The 15,882-nt window shown below is 69.6% G+C and carries 14 protein-coding genes; 8 read left to right on the top strand and 6 right to left on the bottom strand.

The window, feature by feature from the left end:
* Positions 1-43 precede the first annotated feature (43 nt).
* Entirely contained in the window at positions 44-691 is a 648-nt protein-coding gene (locus SK803_RS35000; protein ID WP_319970472.1) for a PP2C family protein-serine/threonine phosphatase, read from the top strand.
* Between the two features lie 10 nt (positions 692-701).
* Here SK803_RS35000 and ku read toward each other — a convergent pair whose 3' ends face one another.
* Both ku and SK803_RS34990 read right to left on the bottom strand, forming a co-directional pair.
* Entirely contained in the window at positions 702-1,511 is an 810-nt protein-coding gene (gene ku / locus SK803_RS34995; protein WP_406601627.1) for a non-homologous end joining protein Ku, read from the bottom strand.
* Positions 1,512-1,516: 5 nt separating this feature from the next.
* Positions 1,517-3,052 carry a PKD domain-containing protein gene (locus SK803_RS34990; RefSeq protein ID WP_319970471.1) on the bottom strand — a complete coding sequence of 512 codons (1,536 nt, stop codon included), beginning with the start codon at positions 3,050-3,052 and terminating at the stop codon, positions 1,517-1,519.
* 106 nt (positions 3,053-3,158) lie between these two features.
* Between SK803_RS34990 and SK803_RS34985 the strand changes: the two genes are divergently transcribed.
* Positions 3,159-3,512, top strand: a complete 354-nt coding sequence (locus tag SK803_RS34985; RefSeq protein ID WP_319970470.1) for an SH3 domain-containing protein — start codon at positions 3,159-3,161, stop codon at positions 3,510-3,512.
* Positions 3,513-3,579: 67 nt separating this feature from the next.
* Positions 3,580-4,101 (top strand): metallophosphoesterase family protein, encoded by a 522-nt coding sequence (locus SK803_RS34980; RefSeq protein ID WP_319970469.1) that lies wholly within the window; start codon positions 3,580-3,582, stop codon positions 4,099-4,101.
* Here SK803_RS34980 and SK803_RS34975 read toward each other — a convergent pair.
* Genes SK803_RS34975 through SK803_RS34965 form a run of 3 tightly spaced genes read right to left on the bottom strand, consistent with a single transcriptional unit; the run spans position 3,993 to position 10,247 of the window.
* Positions 3,993-4,787, bottom strand: coding sequence for an esterase/lipase family protein (locus SK803_RS34975; protein ID WP_319970468.1), 795 nt, complete (start codon positions 4,785-4,787; stop codon positions 3,993-3,995). The genes SK803_RS34980 and SK803_RS34975 overlap by 109 nt on opposite strands.
* Positions 4,788-4,830: 43 nt before the next feature.
* On the bottom strand, positions 4,831-7,704 hold the full coding sequence (locus tag SK803_RS34970) for a discoidin domain-containing protein (protein WP_319970467.1): 2,874 nt from the start codon (positions 7,702-7,704) through the stop codon (positions 4,831-4,833).
* Entirely contained in the window at positions 7,698-10,247 is a 2,550-nt protein-coding gene (locus tag SK803_RS34965; RefSeq protein ID WP_319970466.1) for a glycoside hydrolase family 97 catalytic domain-containing protein, read from the bottom strand. Before SK803_RS34965 ends, SK803_RS34970 begins: the two co-directional genes overlap by 7 nt.
* Before the next feature lie 119 nt (positions 10,248-10,366).
* Between SK803_RS34965 and SK803_RS34960 the strand changes: the two genes are divergently transcribed.
* From SK803_RS34960 to SK803_RS34940, 5 genes are all read left to right on the top strand, one after another.
* A complete protein-coding gene (locus tag SK803_RS34960) occupies positions 10,367-10,639 on the top strand; it encodes a hypothetical protein (RefSeq protein ID WP_319970465.1) in 273 nt (90 codons plus the stop codon).
* Between the two features lies 1 nt (position 10,640).
* A complete protein-coding gene (locus tag SK803_RS34955) occupies positions 10,641-11,957 on the top strand; it encodes a sensor histidine kinase (RefSeq protein WP_319970464.1) in 1,317 nt (438 codons plus the stop codon).
* The gene (locus SK803_RS34950; protein ID WP_319970463.1) at positions 11,954-12,607 is read left to right on the top strand and encodes a response regulator transcription factor; all 654 of its coding nucleotides are present in this window, start codon (positions 11,954-11,956) and stop codon (positions 12,605-12,607) included. The genes SK803_RS34955 and SK803_RS34950 overlap by 4 nt, the downstream gene beginning before the upstream one ends.
* Positions 12,608-12,870: 263 nt before the next feature.
* Positions 12,871-14,121 carry an SLC13 family permease gene (locus tag SK803_RS34945; RefSeq protein WP_319970462.1) on the top strand — a complete coding sequence of 417 codons (1,251 nt, stop codon included), beginning with the start codon at positions 12,871-12,873 and terminating at the stop codon, positions 14,119-14,121.
* A 12-nt stretch (positions 14,122-14,133) separates the two neighbouring features.
* Positions 14,134-15,264: a glycerate kinase family protein gene (locus SK803_RS34940; protein ID WP_319970461.1), complete on the top strand. Its 1,131-nt coding sequence runs from the start codon at positions 14,134-14,136 to the stop codon at positions 15,262-15,264.
* Here the strand turns inward: SK803_RS34940 and SK803_RS34935 are convergent.
* The gene (locus SK803_RS34935) at positions 15,257-15,871 is read right to left on the bottom strand and encodes a hypothetical protein (protein ID WP_319970460.1); all 615 of its coding nucleotides are present in this window, start codon (positions 15,869-15,871) and stop codon (positions 15,257-15,259) included. The two genes, SK803_RS34940 and SK803_RS34935, sit on opposite strands and share 8 nt — an antisense overlap.
* Positions 15,872-15,882 lie beyond the last annotated feature (11 nt).

The raw sequence follows: 15,882 nt of genomic DNA, 5'->3' as shown, positions 1-15,882 counted from the left end.
ACTCCTAGGCACGTGCGGCTTAGTGGAGTCAGGGAGGTCCGCCATGCTGATCGATCGCACCATGCCACTGGGCACCGCGCTGACCGTCACACACGCCACGGACCGTGGCCCGCGCACGCACAACGCCGACGCATACGCCACCAACGGCCGTCGCACCTTCGTCGTGGCCGATGGCGTCGGGGACTCCGCCTCAGCCGTTGAGGCCGCTCACGCCGCCGCCCAGGCCGCCGCTCTGCTCACCGACCCGGTCGCCGCGATCCTCGCCGCCCATGACGCCCTCCAGGTGCACTCAGGCGACGCGGTGATCGTGGTCGCCGTGGCGCGGCCCGATGGAGGTTTCGACGTGGCGTGGGCAGGCGACGCACGTGCGTACGCCTCCAACGGCGAGGACCTCGTGCAGCTCACGACCGACCACACGGTGGCTGAGTACTTCCGCGAACGTGGTGTCGCACCGCAGCCGCGGTTGGAGCACGTCGTCACGAACACGGTCCGGCACGCCACGCCGGAGAACATCGGGCGGGCGGCGACGCGGGCTTCGCGGCTCGTGCTGGCGTCCGACGGGGTGTACGGGCCGTTGGGGCACAACGGGATCGAGGCGATCCTGGCCGGGCACGCTTCGGCTGAACGGCTCGTGCGGGCGGCGCTGTACGCGGGCGGCACGGACAACGCGACGGCACTCGTCGTGAGCTGAGCATCGGGAGTCAGCCGGCCTTCTTGGCCTTGCCCCGCTTCTTCTTGCTCGCCTCGACGCTGCGCTGCAACGCCTCCATGAGGTCCACGACCCCGGTGGCTTCGGGAGGCTCGGCCTCGGTGACGACCTCGCGGCCCTTCTCCTTGGCCTTGATCAGCTTGTTCACGCGTTCGGTGTACGTGTCGCGGTAGTCCTTGGGCCGCCAGTCGTCGGCCATCGACTCGACCAGCGACATCGCCATCTCGAGCTCCTTGCCGCGCGGCGCACGGCCCTCCGGTACCACGTCCAGCACGTCCTTCGGCTTGCGGATCTCGTCCGCGAAGAACAGCGTGTGCACGGCGAGGATCCCGTTGTCCTCCTTGAGCGCGGTCAGGTACTGCTTGCCGCGCATGACGAACATCGCGATGCCCGCCCGGTTGGTCTTCTTCATCGCCTGGGCGAGCAGCAGGTACGGGCGGGAGAACTCCGGCTTGGCCGGCCCGAGCCAGTAGGTCTTCTGGAAGTACACCGGATCGATCTCGTCGAGGTCCACGAACGCCTCGATGTCGAGCGTGCGCGACCGGCCCGGTGCGATCTCGTCCAGTTCCTCGGGCTCCACGACCACGTACTCGCCGCTCTCGACCTCGTGCCCCTTCACGATCTTGTCGTAGGGCACCTCACGGCCGGTGCGCTCGTTGACGCGCTTGTACCGGATGCGGTCGGACGTTCCGCGCTGGAACTGGTTGAAGTGCACGGTGTGGTCCTCGGTGGCGCTGTACAGCTCCACCGGGATGCTCACCAGCCCGAAACTGACCGACCCGCTCCAGATCGCACGCGCCATGCGGGTCAGATACCCGATTTCACCCGCACCGAATCGCGCGCTTCGTGCAGCCGACCGTCCACAACGACGCGGGGCAGGTGTGGCCCGCTCGTGGTGTACGTGTGGGTGACCTCCCGACCGCCCGCGGCTGAGCCGCCGTCACCGAAGTACCAGCGGAACTCGCTGCCCGCGGGCGCCCTCAGCGTGACGGTGTCGCCATCGCGGACGACTTCGAGCGGTGTGGTGTTCGAGGACAGCCCGAACCACTGGCGCAGCTGCTGGTTGCGCAGGAAGTTCTCCGCGTACTGACGTGAACCGGCGGTGTCCGGGTGCGCGATCGCGGCGGTCAGGCACTGCAACGCCGTGGCGCTGTAGCGAGGGCAGGCCTCCTGCCGCAGCGAGAACTGCTCGTCCTCGTTCGGCAGTTGCCAGACCTTGCGGTTCGCCGCGAACGCCGCGTTGTCCAGCGTGAACAGGCCGTCGCCCACGACCGCGAACGGCCCGTCCGCCGACGCCGCGTTGGCTTCGGCGACCGCGAGCCGATATGCCTCGGCCGACTCGCGGGTGAACTGCTCGAACCGCTGTGGCGCACGCCCGATGTTCTGCAGGCAGAGCTGTTCGTTCTGGACGGAGAACCCGCGGTCCGTGCAGAACCAGCGCGGCACGAAGCTCGCCCGGCTCAGCGCGTAGTAGAAGTCGACCACCAGCACTTTCGGCCTGCCCGGCAGGGAATGCGCTTTCTCGATCGCCTCCCGCATGCCGCGCCCGCCGTATCCGACCTTGGCGCCGCTGAAGTACGGCACGTTCGCGGCCGGGTTGGTCGGCGCCGCGCCGACGCCACCGCACTCGCGCCGCACGGCCGTGGGCACGTCCTCGGTGCCGGGCGTGATGCCCAGCGGGATGCCGAGCAGCGGGTCCATGTCGTTGATGCAGCCGTTGATGATGACCAGGTCGGTCTCCTGCGAGGCGGCCTTCTCCAGCTGGCAGAACACGTCCGGCATCTGCGCGGTGACCTCGCCGAGTTCCATCTCGCCGTCACCGTCGGGATCCTGGGTGTACGAGCCGGGACACGGCAGGTCCGGGGCGTCCAGCACGGCGCCGGAGATCGAGTGGTCGCGGTGCGCGAAACCGCGTCCGGTCGCGTCGCCGAGGAGTTCGGCGGTCAGCCGGGGGAACTTCTGGTGCTGGTCAACGCCCTGGTTCCACACCACCGAGTCGCCCACCGACACCACCCTGACCGGATCGCAGCCGCCGGAAACCTCGTCGCGCCACACCTTTCCGTACGCACGGCCGGGTTCTCGCGCGTCGACCAGGAACTCGCCGGTGCCGGGTAGCGTGAAGTCCGGGCCCGTGCCGGTGATCACCGCGCCGTTCTGTCGAACGCGCCATTCGACGTTCTTGTTGGCAGGGTTGAAAACCGTCACCCGGCCCGTTGACGGTTGACCGCAGGCCGCCGTCACGTCGACGTCGAGGATGAGCGGGTGGTCCGGGGAAACCGCTGCTACGGCAGGGGTCGAGCCGGAGATCACGACTGCGGCCAGCGCCGCGGGTAAGGCCCTCATGGGACGCCACTTTACGGCACGAGTTCGTCTCGTTAATCGTTCGTGCAACCCCGGCTGTGTGAGGTGCGTTTCCGCCCATGATCGACAAACCACTGGGAGGACGTACATGAGATTCGTACTGGGGATCCTGCTCTCCGCCGCCGCGCTCTTCGCGGGATCCGGTGTGGCACTGGCGGATCCGCCGTTGCCGCCCTACCCGGAGGTGACGACGTGGGCCGACGTGAACGTCCGCACCTGCGAGGCCACGTCGTGCCCGATCTGGAAGACGATTCCGGCGGGAACCAGCACCATCGGCATCTGCTGGACGCGTGGTGAGACCGTCCACGCCCACGGCATCTACAACAACATCTGGATCAAGGTGAGCGGGATGGACGGTGGCCGGTACATGGCCAGCGCCATCTTCTTCGTGGGCGACGAGCGCGCGAACCTGCCGTACGAGAACGACTGCGGCGGGCACTGACGTCCTGGTGGGGTGCGGCTACTCGTCGAGCAGCCGCAACCCCTCCTGGGTTGCTACGGTCGGTGCCGTGAGAGTGGTCGTGCTGTCCGACACCCACGCGCCGCGGTTCTGGAAGCGGTGCCCTCCTGCCGTGGCCGCACATCTGCGCTCCGCCGACCTGATCCTGCACGGCGGCGACGTCTGCGTCGCGCCCGTGCTGGACGAGCTGGCCCAGTACGCACCCGTCGTCGCGGTGTGCGGCAACAACGACGGGCTGGACGTGGTGGCCTGGGGCGCGCCGGAGACCGTGGAGCTCGACATCGAGGGACTGCCGGTCGCGATGATCCACGACAGCGGCCAGAAGACCGGCCGGCTGGCCAGGATGCGTCGCCGGTTCCCCTCTGCCCGGCTGGTGGTGTTCGGGCACTCCCACATCCCGTGGGACGAGGAGGAGTCCGGGTTCCGCGTGTTCAACCCCGGCTCGCCGACGGACAAGCGCCGTCAGCCCGTCGGCACGATCGGGTTGCTGGACATCGAGGACGGTGAGCTGCTCGACGCGCGGATCGTGCCGGTCGCCCAGGCGGCGAGCCGCGGCCCGATGACGCGGTAGACCTGCGGATCGAAGCCCATGCCGGTGTGCGTGCTGTGCACCTCGACGCATTCCGCGTACGGGTCCTGGCACAGCTGCCACGGCACGATGCCGTCCTCGCGGGAGAAGATCGAGACGGCGGGCACCTTCAGCGGTGCGGCCATCGTCTTGACGTGCTCGTCGAAGCACGGCCCGCGCATGCAGGACTCGTCCAGCAAGCCCCGCACGCCGGCGGCGGCGAGCCTGGTCAGGAACCGCGCGATGCGCAGCACGTTGGGGTGCGCGCCGAGCGGGTCCAGCACGGGGCTGCCCAGCATCACCAGTCCGCGCACGAGGTCCGGTCGCAGGGCGGCGGCCAGGCGGGCGAGGCCACCGCCGCGGCTCTGGCCGAACAGCACCACGGGGCCGCCGGTGCGTTGGGCGTGCTTCTCCGTGCTGTGCAGCAAGCGGTTCAGCAGTTCGGTGGTGCACCCGACGGTGAACCCCACGCCGGAGCGGGCCGGCAGGTAGCCGCGAGCGCGCAACCACGACCCGGCGGGCGAAAGGCTTGCCTCGCCCGCCCCGAAACCCGGCACGAGCACGACGCCGAGGCTGTTGCCCTGAGCGGGATCCGCGTTGTGCCACACCGGATGCCGCAGCAACCGGGGCACGTCCCAGACCGCCCTGACCACGCTTTCGCGTGCGGCGGATCGCAACCCGTCGAACATGACAATGGATTGCCGACTTTTCAGCGCCTAAACCAAGTCGCGGTCAACGTCGCACCTGAACACTGTGGAGCGAGGCATGCCCTGGTCGCCACCCGGTGGACACGGCCACATACCGGGCGGTTGTCGTTGGCCCATAGGACTTGCCGTCGACGCTGTACGTGACCGTGTGCGGTGGCACCGGGCCGTTCGTCCACTTCAGGCTGACCTGAACGCTGTGCACCGCACCGAGATCGACGACCATGCGCCCGTCGCGGCCCGGCGTCCACGCGGTGTGCTGCCGGCCGTCGACCGCTGCGGCCGGATCGCTCATGCCGGGCGGCAGCACGGAGTTCGGGAACGTCACGCGGCCCAGTGCGAGGTCGTCGAGCGGGAACGGCTGAACGCCCGGCATCATCACCGTGCGCTCCGCCCGGCCCAGCACGACCGGGAGGGTGCGGCCGTCGCGGTGGACCAGCACGAACATGGCCGGGCCGCCGTGGAACGTCACCCGTTGTGCGTTGTGCACCACCGCTGTGATCCCGGCGGGGATGCCGCGGGCGGTGAACCACGGCGCCTCGACCCGTGCGGTCGCGGCGGGCAGATCGAGTGCGTATTCCGTGCCGTCGCGAGTGGTGACCTGAGTGCCGCGGTACAACCGGTTGCCGCGCAGGCGAACGGTTCCGGTCGCGGGCGCACCGGACAGGTTGAACAGGCTGAGGAACCCGTCCGCGTTGCCGGCCAGCACGGACGGCGGACCCGAAGGTGCCGCCGAGGCCGCGATCGCCCGCAGGTCAGCCCGCACATAACCCTCGACGATCCCGGCGGGCAGGGTGATCGTGTCGCCCTCCACCGTGATCGGCGACGCTGACCGCGCGACGAACCCCGCCCGTCCGTCCACGTCGAGCCAGCCCGGCGTGCTCAGATCCGGCCGCGGATACGACGCCACCGCGGTCCACGCGGCGCCGTCCGCCGACGTCTCGACGCGGTACGCGCCCGCAGCCGCTGTCTCCCAACGCAACCGCACCCGGCTCACCGCGACCGAGGCGCCCAGATCGACGGCGAGCCGGCTGTCGGCCCGGCCGCGTTCGGCCCGCGCGACGGCCCATCGTGTGGCCGGATCGCCGTCCGTCGCCTTCGCCGGCTCGAACCCGGGATCGAACGACGACGCCGTGGTGGGCTTGCCGCGCGCCAGCGAGTCGTTCACCTCGAAGTCGAACAACGAGTAGCCGTACGTCGGATGCGGCCGCACCCCGACCACGCGGACATGGCGCGCGGACACCGCCGGGAACGTCAGCTCGTCGACCCGGAACTGCTCGCGCGCCTTGACCGCCACCCGTCCCGCGGCGCCGGTGTAGGTGCGGGAGCCGGTGAGGCCGGGCATCCCCTCCATCGCCAGGTTGTGCACGTCGACCCGTCCAGGCCGGGGGAGGGCGCACACGACGGTGCCGGTCGGCAGCGTGGCGGTACCGGCGAACCCGTCCGCGAACGTCAGCAGGCTCGCGGTGCCGTCGAACCCGTCACGAATCTGCTGGTACACCACGGCATTGCGACTCGTGACCGCAGTGGACGGCAGCAGCATCGGGGTAGTGCCGCTGATCTTGAACAGCCAGTCGTCGTGCGCGGGTTGCCAGGCGAACTTGGTGAATCCCGGCTTGGTCACCGTGCCCGCCCACGCCGCCGCGGACTGGTGGGCCAGCAGGCCGGGCTCGACGCCGTGATCGATCGCCAGCGCCGCTCGGGTGAAGAAATCCGACACTGGAGCGACTGGTGGGCGTAGCTCGTGCAGCAGATAACTGATCGCGAGTTCCGCGCGGGCTTCCGGCTCGTACTTGGCCTCACCGGAGAACTTCGCGAGCCGGTACACCGGCGGATGTGCCTGGTAGGCGAGCAGCCGGGACGCGAGTGCCGCCTCGGCCCAGGCCGCCATCGGGTCGCGCAACACCGTGGAACGGAACGCGAGCGGGATGACGTCACGGCCGTAGAGGTGTTCGCGGTCGTCGACCATCGGCATCAACGGCTCGCCGGCGTCGCTCATCGTGGCGAGGATGGTGCGCCACAACAGTTCGCCGTTGGGCTGCTTGAGCAACACCTCGGGCAGCGGCCGTCCCGCGAGCAGGAAGTGCACGGCGTTGCGGCCCGAGGTGCGCCACAGTTCCGACTGGTAGTGCGGGCCGAACGAGCCGTGGTTCTCCACGATGAACGTGTCGTACAGGTTTGTCGCGGTGTTGGCGGAGATCGGCACTCCGTCCACTGTGGAGGGATTGGCCAGGTCGGCGACGGGCAGCCCGGCCTCGTTGCGGCTCCACCTGCCGAACGCCTCGCGCCACCCCGGTCCGTCGCCGTGCCAGGCCAGTCCGGGTGCGAGGGCCTGGGCGTAGACGCCCATCTCCTCCAGCTTGGTGTCACCGCGGAAGCCGCCGCTCGACCCGTTCGGCGTCCAGCTGCCCGAACGCGGGTCGTTGCCGGTGCCGAGCGACGCCGTGTAGTCGGCCTGGCCACGTGCGATCGCCTCGACGTCGGCCCGCGTCGCGGCGTCCAGATCAGGCCAGATCAGGCGGGCGGCCAGCACGAAGTACGACTGGAACGTGGTGTCCCAGAACAGGGTCTTGCCCCACTCACTGCCACCGGACAGCACGTTGCTCGCGGCGAAGTGCTTGATGGTGGCCAGGGTGTGCTCGCGCAGGAGGTCCTTCTCGATGCCTGCCAGCGCCGCGTCGTAGGTGCCGCGCGTCAGCAGAACGGCGTTGCCGAGCACGACCGCGAACCCGAAGTCCGTGCGCCGATACCGTCCGGCCGTCGCGTCGTACTGCGTCTCGGCCCATTTCGTGTGCCTCAGCAGCACTTCGTAGTAGGTGTTCTTGACCTCGGCCAGCGAGACGCTCGGCGCGAGGGTCAGCAACCCTGTGGCGTAGAGGAACTGCCTGCGGTTGATCAGCATGTCAGCGCTGCCTCCGCCCAGTCGGCGTGGTCGAAGTTGCGCCCGTCGCCGCCATCGGTGACACGCAGGCTGAGCATCCGCACGCCCGTGACGTCGACGTCGATCGGCACCGCCGCGCCCTTGCCGCGCAGAACTCCGCTGTCGTACAAGGGTTTGTCGTCGCCGAACACCTGGAACGCGACCGAGCCGGGTTCCCGTGTCTCGTCGTCGAGGCCGATCTTCGCGGCGAACCTGGCGCAACCGCGGCCGAGGTAGACCGAGACCTCGGACGGCGCGTGCACGCCGATTCCCTTGGTGTAGCCGACACCGCCGATGGACAGCGGACCGCCGTCACCGCCGGAGTTCTCGCCGTTCGACCGATCGCGCTCGACCGGTCCCCACCCGTTGGTCTCGCTCATGAACGGCAGATCGCTGACCTGCGCGCCGTTCGTCGGCACCGGTGGCGGCACGAACGCCTTGACCGCCTGCTCGACGTGCACCCCACCGAAGGTCGCGACGACAGGCACGTCCACCGGGCCGGTCGGGCCTCCTGCCCGCAGCTGCCACCGCCCGCTGATCGACTCGCCCGGTGCGAGTTTCCGGCGCTGCACAACGGCACCGGACACGGTCCAGCCTTCCGGGGCGACGGCCTCCAGCGCGACGTCGCGGATCTCCTTGTCACCGTTGGTGAACGTGCCGGTGACTTCGAGGGACGAGCCCGGCGGGGTGTCGACAGTCCCGGCGGGCGTGACCGTCAGCGTGGTCTTCGGAACCTGGTTGATCGGCTGGTCGCACGTCTGCAGGCCCGGCCGGTTGCGGCAGATGATCGCCGCGAACCCGCCGTTGCGCCGCACGGGCACGTCGAGGGAGTCGGTGCCGCGCAGGACTTGCTTGTCACGCACGACGTCGTTGCGTTCGGCGGGATCGCGGACGGTCTCGACCAGCCACTGCCCGCCACCCAGGAAACCCAGCTGTGCCTTGAGAGTGCGTTGATCAGCGGCGATCCCACCGACGAACCACCGGTCGCCGTTGCGGCGCGCGACCACGGCGTGCGTGTCCGGATCGCCGTCGAGCAGCCGGGTCTCGTCCCAGACCGTCGGCAGCTGGTTGAGATAGCGCAACGCCTGCGGGTGCCGTTCGTAGGCCTCGGGCTTGTCGGCGAAGTGCGTCCACCCCGACTCGTACACGACCGGCAACGCGGTCTCGTGCGCGATGGAGGCTTCCTTCGTGCCGACCTCCAGCGACACCGGCGTGTAGTCCATCGAGCCGGCGACGTTGCGGGTGAAGAACTGCACGGGGTTGTTGGCGGCGGGAGGGTAGTTCTCCGCGCCGCGCACGGCCTCCATCGACAGCACGTGCGGCCAGGTGCGGGCGAGACCGTGCGGGATGGTGGAACCGTGGAAGTTGACCATCAGGCGCAGGTCGGCCGTCTTCCGCAGAACCTCGTCGTACCAGCGATAACGGTCCTGCGAGTCGGACTCCATGAAGTCGAGCTTCACGCCCTTCGCGCCCCATTGCTTGATTCTGGGCAGCACGGTGTCGCGTTCCTGGGGCGTGTCGAGGTCGCTCCAGCGCAACCAGAGCAGGATCTCCACGCCCTGCGCACGGGCGTAGCGGATCAGCTCCGGCACCCACGCCGCGCTCCAGCCCTCGTCGACGAGCGTGTACTCCCAGCCGTTGCGCGCGGCGAAGTCCACGTACTGCTTCTGCCTGGCGAAATCGCTCGGGCTGGAGTGCTCGCTCAGCCAGGACCACGCGACCTTGCCGGGCTTGATCCAGCTCGTGTCGCTCAGCACTGCCTTGCTCGCCAGGTCGTCGACCAGCGTGGACGTGCTGACGGTGCCGAGATCACCGACGATCGCGGTGCGCCACGGCGTGGTTCCCGTCGACTCGACCCGCGCGTCGGCCAGCACGACCTGGAACCCGTTGCCGCTCTTGCGCAACCTGCTGCCCGCGTACCGGCCATCCACATCGGACTCGGTGAGCAGGGCGAAATCGCTGCCGGTGCCGAACAACGAGGGGTAGCCGAAATCGCCGGTGGCCTCACCGGCGGTCGTGCGCACGCGATTGGCCTCGTACCAGGCGTTGTAGGGGAGCAGCCAGGCCCTCGCCTCGGCCGGGACGGTGAAGCTGGACGCCTCGGACGTGATCGTTGCCGGGCCGGGCAGCACGTAGCGGTAGGCGACACCGTCCGGTGCGGCGCGCACGACCAGATCGAAGCTGCCGGCGGCGTTGCGGAAGCCGAGTCTGGTCTCGGTCATCCGGGCGGCGCGCTGCATCCGTTTGCCGTGCGGCATCGTGTACCGCTCGATGACAACGCGGTCAGAGCGACCGGTGAACGTCAGGTCCTTGGTGAGATCGGCGGCGGTCGTAGTGAGGCCGACAGCCGCGGGCTGCAGGACGGTTCTGCCTTGCCGTGATACGGCGAGCGTCAGGTTTCCGCTGCTCAAGGCTACTTTGGCGGTGACCTGGCCCGGTCCGGTGACAGTCCAGCCGGAGGGTGCGGCGGTGGCGGGCACGGCGGGCAACAGCAGGGCGAGCACGATCGCGAACAGTCGTGACATCGTTGTCAGCTCCCAGGGTGAGACCGCTCCCATCGTGTTGGGGCCGTACGTTCCCGGTCAAGGGGCTGATGATTATCAGTCGATTTGCGGACAGATGAAGAGATCTTCATCTTGGTCTCATGCGGGACGCGGGTTCGAAGGGCAGGCTCGGTCGCATGCTGCCGTCCGCCCGCACCGGCACGGTCCTCGTGGCCGTGCTCAGCGCGGCGTGCGCGCTGGCGGCCGTGCTGCTCGTGCTCACCCTGGTGCGGCCGGTGCCACCGGACGTGCGTAAGTCGGACGTCCAGGTAGGACGCTCGGTGGCGCCGGCCCCCACGTCCACGCCCAGCCCCGCCCCGAGCTCGGTGCTGCCGCCACCGCCGCCGGTAGAAGACGACGACGAGGACGACTGACGTGCCCGCACGCGTGAAGATCATGTGCTGGCTCCTCGGCCTGATGACGCTCGTCCTCGCGACCGTCGTGGTCGTGGTGTGGCGGTTCCTGTTCGTCGACGCCGACGACCGGATGAACCGCGCGCTGGAACAGGAGACGACCGAGTTCAGCGCCTACGCCGAGACCCACGCCGGCGAGGTGCGGGCGGTCGCCCAGGCACACATGGGCCTGCAATACCCGGACGAGTACGAGGCCCATCTCGCCGTGCCGCGCGTTGGCTCTGTGCTGGTGCAGCGATCCAACGTCACCTATGCGGTGGAGAACGATCGCGCGGTGCTGAACACGATCACCGCCTCGGGCGCGTCGTGGGGAGTGACGTCCACACCGGCCGGTCCGTTCCGCTGGGCGAAGGTGCACGCGGTCTCGGCGGGCTCGGACATGTGGTTCGTGACCGGCTACTTCGAGGACGGCGTGCTCGCGCCGGTGCATTCGACCGTGCGCGTGCTGGTGCTGGTGTCACTGGCGGGCCTGCTGATCGCCGCGCTGATCGCGTGGTTCGTCGCGGGAGTGATCCTCGCGCCGGTGCGGATGGTCCGCCAGGCAGCCGCCGAGATCACCGAGGACGACCTGACCCGCCGCATCCCGTTGTCCGGCAACGACGACGTGGCCGCGCTGGCCCAGCAGTTCAACTCGATGCTCGACCGCCTGGACCGCTCTTTCCGGCTGCAACGCCAGTTCCTCGACGACGCCTCGCACGAGCTGCGCACCCCGATCACGATCGTCCGCGGCCATCTGGAACTGCTGGGCGACGATCCCGCCGAACGCGCCGAGGTCGTCCGGCTGTGCACCGACGAACTGGACCGCATGGCCCGCCTCGTCGAGGACCTGTTGCTGCTGGTGAAGGCCGAACGCCCGGACTTCCTGCGCCCCGTCGTGACCAGCCTCCCCGAACTGACCAGCGACATCGACGCGAAACTGCGCGCGCTGGGCGACCGCCGCTGGGTGCTCGAGTCGATCGCGGAAGGCGAGGCGGTGCTCGACCCGCAACGCGTCACGCAGGCCCTCGTACAGCTCGCCTCCAACGCGGTCCGGCACACCCCGGCCGGTTCCACGATCCGCTTCGGATCCTCTGTGGACGGTGTGGTCTCCTGCGGTGTGGTCTCCTTCTGGATAGCGGACTCCGGACCGGGCGTGCGCGACGAGACACTGCTGTTCTCCCGGTCGACCGGCTTGGGCCTGCCGATCGTGAAAGCCATCGCGGAAGCCCACGGCGGCACAGTTCGGGTGCGTTCGGTCCCTGAAGAGGGAGCGACCTTTGTGGTGGAGGTGCCGCGATGACCGGCCGGATCCTGATCGTCGAGGACGAGGAACGCATCGCCTCGTTCGTCGAGAAAGGTCTGCGCGCCAACGGTTTCACGACCTCGGTCGTGTCCTCCGGCGCGGACGCCCTGTCGTGGGCCGCGTCCTTCGACCTGATCGTGCTGGACCTGGGCCTGCCCGACGTCGACGGCTTCTCCGTGTTGCGGTCGATGCGTGAGCAGGGCGTGCCGACACCCGTGATCATCCTGACCGCCCGCGACTCGGTGCACGACACCGTGGCGGGCCTGTCCGGTGGCGCGGACGACTACATGACCAAGCCGTTCCGCTTCGAGGAACTGCTCGCCCGCGTGCGGCTGCGGCTGCGGCCACCCGGCGTTCCCGAGGCCACCGTGCTGTCGGCCGGCTCGCTGTCGCTGGACCTGCGCACCCGCCAGGCGCTGCTGCCGTCCGGCCCGGTCGACCTGACCGCCCGCGAGTTCGCCCTGCTTGAGTTGTTCCTCCGGCACTCGGGCCAGGTGCTGGTGCGCGAGCAGATCCTGTCCCACGTCTGGGGCTACGACTTCGACCCGGGGTCCAACGTGGTCGACGTCTACGTTCGTTCGCTGCGACGGAAGATCGGTGCCGAACGCGTGGAAACCGTGCGGGGGATGGGCTACCGACTCGTCTAACGCCCCGACAACGTCACCCCCAGTTGCTCTGTTGGCGTCTGCAAGTACCACCAACTCTTGATCGAACCGCCCCTAGCTACACCCAACTGCCCACGAACCGACCTCCGCCACCGGCCGACCGCCGTGGTGGTCGGCCCAGTTGGTAGTAGAAAAGTGCTGGATGATCTTGGGTTGGTGGTACTTGCAGACGCCATGGGTCTAGATGAAGGACCCTTCATCGGAGCCTCACGTGTGGATCAGCATGGGTGCGCACGCTGGTCCTCGTGATTCTGACGCTGGTGGTCTTCGGGGCGGCGGTGCTCCTCTGGGTGTGCACGCCGCTGGACGACACGTTCGTCGCGCTCGCGGCCGTGGCGGCACTGCTGCTGTCCGGTGTCCTGCCCGCCTCGGCGCTGACCGCGCTCGGCGGGTCGACCACGTGGTTGCTCGTCGCGGCCTTCGTGCTGGCCGCGGGCGTGGCGGCGACGGGACTGCCGGCCCGCCTCGCGACGTGGCTGGTGGGGCGCGCCAGGACCGTTCGCGGCCTGGCGCATCTCACGGCCTTCGCGTTGCTGCTCACCGCGTTCTTCGTGCCGTCAACCTCGGGCCGCGCGGCGCTCACCCTGCCCGTCTACGACGAGTTGCGCGACCGCCTGAACGAGCGGGCCGGGCGTGCTCTCGGGGTGTTGTTCCCGTCGGTGATCCTGCTGACCGCGGTCGCGACCCTGGTGGGCGCGGGTGCGCACCTGATCACGAACTCGTTGCTGGAGGCCGCGACCGGGCAGGGCATCGGGTTCGGGTGGTGGTTGCTGCTGGGTGTGCCGCTGGCGGCGGTGAGCGCGCACGTGACGGCCGAGATCGTGTTGTGGCTGTTCACGTCACGTGCGGATCGCGCCACCCCGGTTTCGGTGCCTGAGCTGGAACTCGGCGGTCTGACCAGGTCGGAAATCATCGCCGTGGCCGTCGTCCTCGCCGTCGCGGCCGCCTGGCTCACCGAACCCTGGCACCACGTCCCGCCCGAGGTCGTCGCACTCACCGGCGCGCTCGTGATCACCACCCCGCGGCTCGGCACCACCACCTTCCGCGACGCCTTCTCCGGCATTCCGTGGTCGCTCCTGCTGTTCATGGCCGCCACGACGGTTCTCGGCACCGCGCTGATCAGCTCCGGCGCGGCGAACCTCGTCGCGGGTCTGGTCAGCCCGGCACACCTGTTGCCGACCGTGATCGTGACCAGCCTGCTGGCCCACCTCGTCATCCAGTCGCGGTCGGCCCGCTCGAGCGTTCTCGTCCCGCTCGTCATCCCGCTCGCCGCGGCCGCCGGCATGAACCCCGCCGCGCTGGCCTTCGCCTCCACCGCGGCGGCCGGCTTCTGCCACACGCTCACGTCGTCCGCGAAGCCCGTCGCCCTCTTCGCGCACGCCTACCGCCCGCGGGACCTGCTCAGGCTGTCCGTGGTCCTCGCCCCGGTCACCGGACTGCTCGTGTTCGCGGCAGCCGTCCTGCTCTGGCCGCACCTCGGCCTTCCACTGCGCTAGAGAGAGGTCATCATGCGTTTTCTCGTCGCTCCCAGCGGGTTCAAGGAATCACTCGACGCCTGTGCGGTCGCCGACGCCATCGCGGCGGGCATCCACCGGGCCGTTCCCGGCGCGGTCGTGGACAAGGTGCCGCTCGTCGACGGTGGCGAGGGCTCGGCGAAGGCGCTCGCAGAGGCCACCGGCGGCATGATCGTCCCCACCCTCGTGACGGGACCGATCGGCGAACCGGTGCTCTCGCACTTCGCGTTGCTCGGCGGTCCGGGGCCGCGCACCGCCGTCGTCGAGATGGCGGCGGCAGCCGGGTTGAGACTCGTTCCGAAAGAGCACCGCGACCCCGCCACGACCACGACGTACGGGGTCGGCGAACTGATCAGCGCCGCGCTCGACCTCGGCGTCGACCGCGTGCTCGTCGGCTGCGGCGACTCCGGCACGTCGGACGGTGGCGCCGGCGCGCTGCAGGCACTCGGTGCCCGCGTCCTCGACGTCCACGGCCGCGAGATCGGTCGCGGCGGAGCGGCTCTGGCCGATGCCCGCAGCCTTGATCTGTCCGAAGTGGACCCGCGCCTGGACAAGGTCGAGATCACGGTCGCGTGCAACCCGCACAACGTGTTGTGCGGCGAGCGAGGCGTCGCCAGGGTGTTCGGCCCGCAGAAAGGCGCGACCCCGAGCCAGGTCGAGCAGCTCTCGCGGGCGCTCGACAACTGGGCGGGCCTGCTCGGAGACGTCAGGACCATCCCCGGCGGCGGTGCGTCCGGAGGACTCGGCGCGGGCCTTTACGCGCTGAGCGCGACGTTGGTGCCGCGCTTCGACGTGATCCTCGAACACTCCGACCTGGACGCACGTCTCCCGCACGCGGACCTCGTCATCACCGCCGAGGGCGCGATCGACGGCCAGACCCCGCACGGCAAGGTGCCGGCCGAAGTGGCTCGCCGGGCGAAGAAGCACGGCAAGCCCGTCATCGCACTGGCCGGCACGATCGGCGCCGGCGCCCGCGCGAACCACGACATCGGCATCGACGCCTACACCAGCATCATCGCCGCGCCGGTCGAACTGGACACCGCGATCGCCACCGCCGCGGAACTGCTCACCGACGCCACCGAGCGCACGTTGCGACTGGTCCTCGTCGGGGCGGCCCTCACATGACGACGATCTCGATCTCCCTGCCCAGCTTGGCGCCGCCCAGCAGGTCGAGGTCGTCGCCGCTCCAGAAGCGACCGGGGTCGTACCAGTTGGGCCTGCGCCTGGGCAGCAGCCCCATCTCCTCGTACGTCACGGCCACGATCTCCGCGCAGAACGCGCTCTCGATGGTCGCGTCACCCTTGTGGCCCAACGGAACCCGCCCGCGCAGCCACCGCGAGGCGAGCTTGGCGGTCGACGGGAACGGTGTGCCGTCGAGGCGCGCCACGGTCTTGAGCGCGGCGTCCTCCATCTCGCGCGTCACCTCGTGGTCGAGCTGGCGCAGCCACGCCCGTTGCCCGTACTTGTCGTGCCACGTCACCACGGCGTCGCGCAGATCGTGCAGCTGGGCTCCGCGCTGATGGGTGCCGCTCCACATGTCCTTGAGCGACTTGCCGAGTTCGGCGTGCCACATCAACGGCGGCAGGTCGTCCAGCACGATCGCCATGCCGACGTGGTTGACCGGGCTGTTCGTCATGGCCTGGATCGCCCGGTCCGCGGCACTGCTCCCGCGGAACACCCACACGTCACCGGTGCGGGTCATCTCCACGGCTTTGTCCAGTGTTGTCGCCATGGTCCATTAGC

Origin of the sequence: Lentzea miocenica (assembly GCF_033949945.1) — a bacterium.
Lineage (GTDB): Bacteria > Actinomycetota > Actinomycetes > Mycobacteriales > Pseudonocardiaceae > Lentzea > Lentzea miocenica.
The sequence above is the reverse complement of the archived record's forward strand: the minus strand, read 5'-3'. Positions and strand labels throughout refer to the sequence as shown.

Bases quoted from the DNA above. Each gene is read 5' to 3' on its own strand.
- SK803_RS34985 (WP_319970470.1), top strand. From the start codon at position 3,159: ATGAGATTCGTACTGGGGATCCTGCTCTCCGCCGCCGCGCTCTTCGCG.
- ku (WP_406601627.1), bottom strand. From the start codon at position 1,511: ATGGCGCGTGCGATCTGGAGCGGGTCGGTCAGTTTCGGGCTGGTGAGC.
- SK803_RS34975 (WP_319970468.1), bottom strand. From the start codon at position 4,787: ATGTTCGACGGGTTGCGATCCGCCGCACGCGAAAGCGTGGTCAGGGCG.
- SK803_RS34950 (WP_319970463.1), top strand. From the start codon at position 11,954: ATGACCGGCCGGATCCTGATCGTCGAGGACGAGGAACGCATCGCCTCG.
- SK803_RS34940 (WP_319970461.1), top strand. From the start codon at position 14,134: ATGCGTTTTCTCGTCGCTCCCAGCGGGTTCAAGGAATCACTCGACGCC.
- SK803_RS34990 (WP_319970471.1), bottom strand. From the start codon at position 3,052: ATGAGGGCCTTACCCGCGGCGCTGGCCGCAGTCGTGATCTCCGGCTCG.
- SK803_RS34960 (WP_319970465.1), top strand. From the start codon at position 10,367: ATGCGGGACGCGGGTTCGAAGGGCAGGCTCGGTCGCATGCTGCCGTCC.
- SK803_RS34970 (WP_319970467.1), bottom strand. From the start codon at position 7,704: ATGCTGATCAACCGCAGGCAGTTCCTCTACGCCACAGGGTTGCTGACC.
- SK803_RS34935 (WP_319970460.1), bottom strand. From the start codon at position 15,871: ATGGCGACAACACTGGACAAAGCCGTGGAGATGACCCGCACCGGTGAC.
- SK803_RS35000 (WP_319970472.1), top strand. From the start codon at position 44: ATGCTGATCGATCGCACCATGCCACTGGGCACCGCGCTGACCGTCACA.
- SK803_RS34965 (WP_319970466.1), bottom strand. From the start codon at position 10,247: ATGTCACGACTGTTCGCGATCGTGCTCGCCCTGCTGTTGCCCGCCGTG.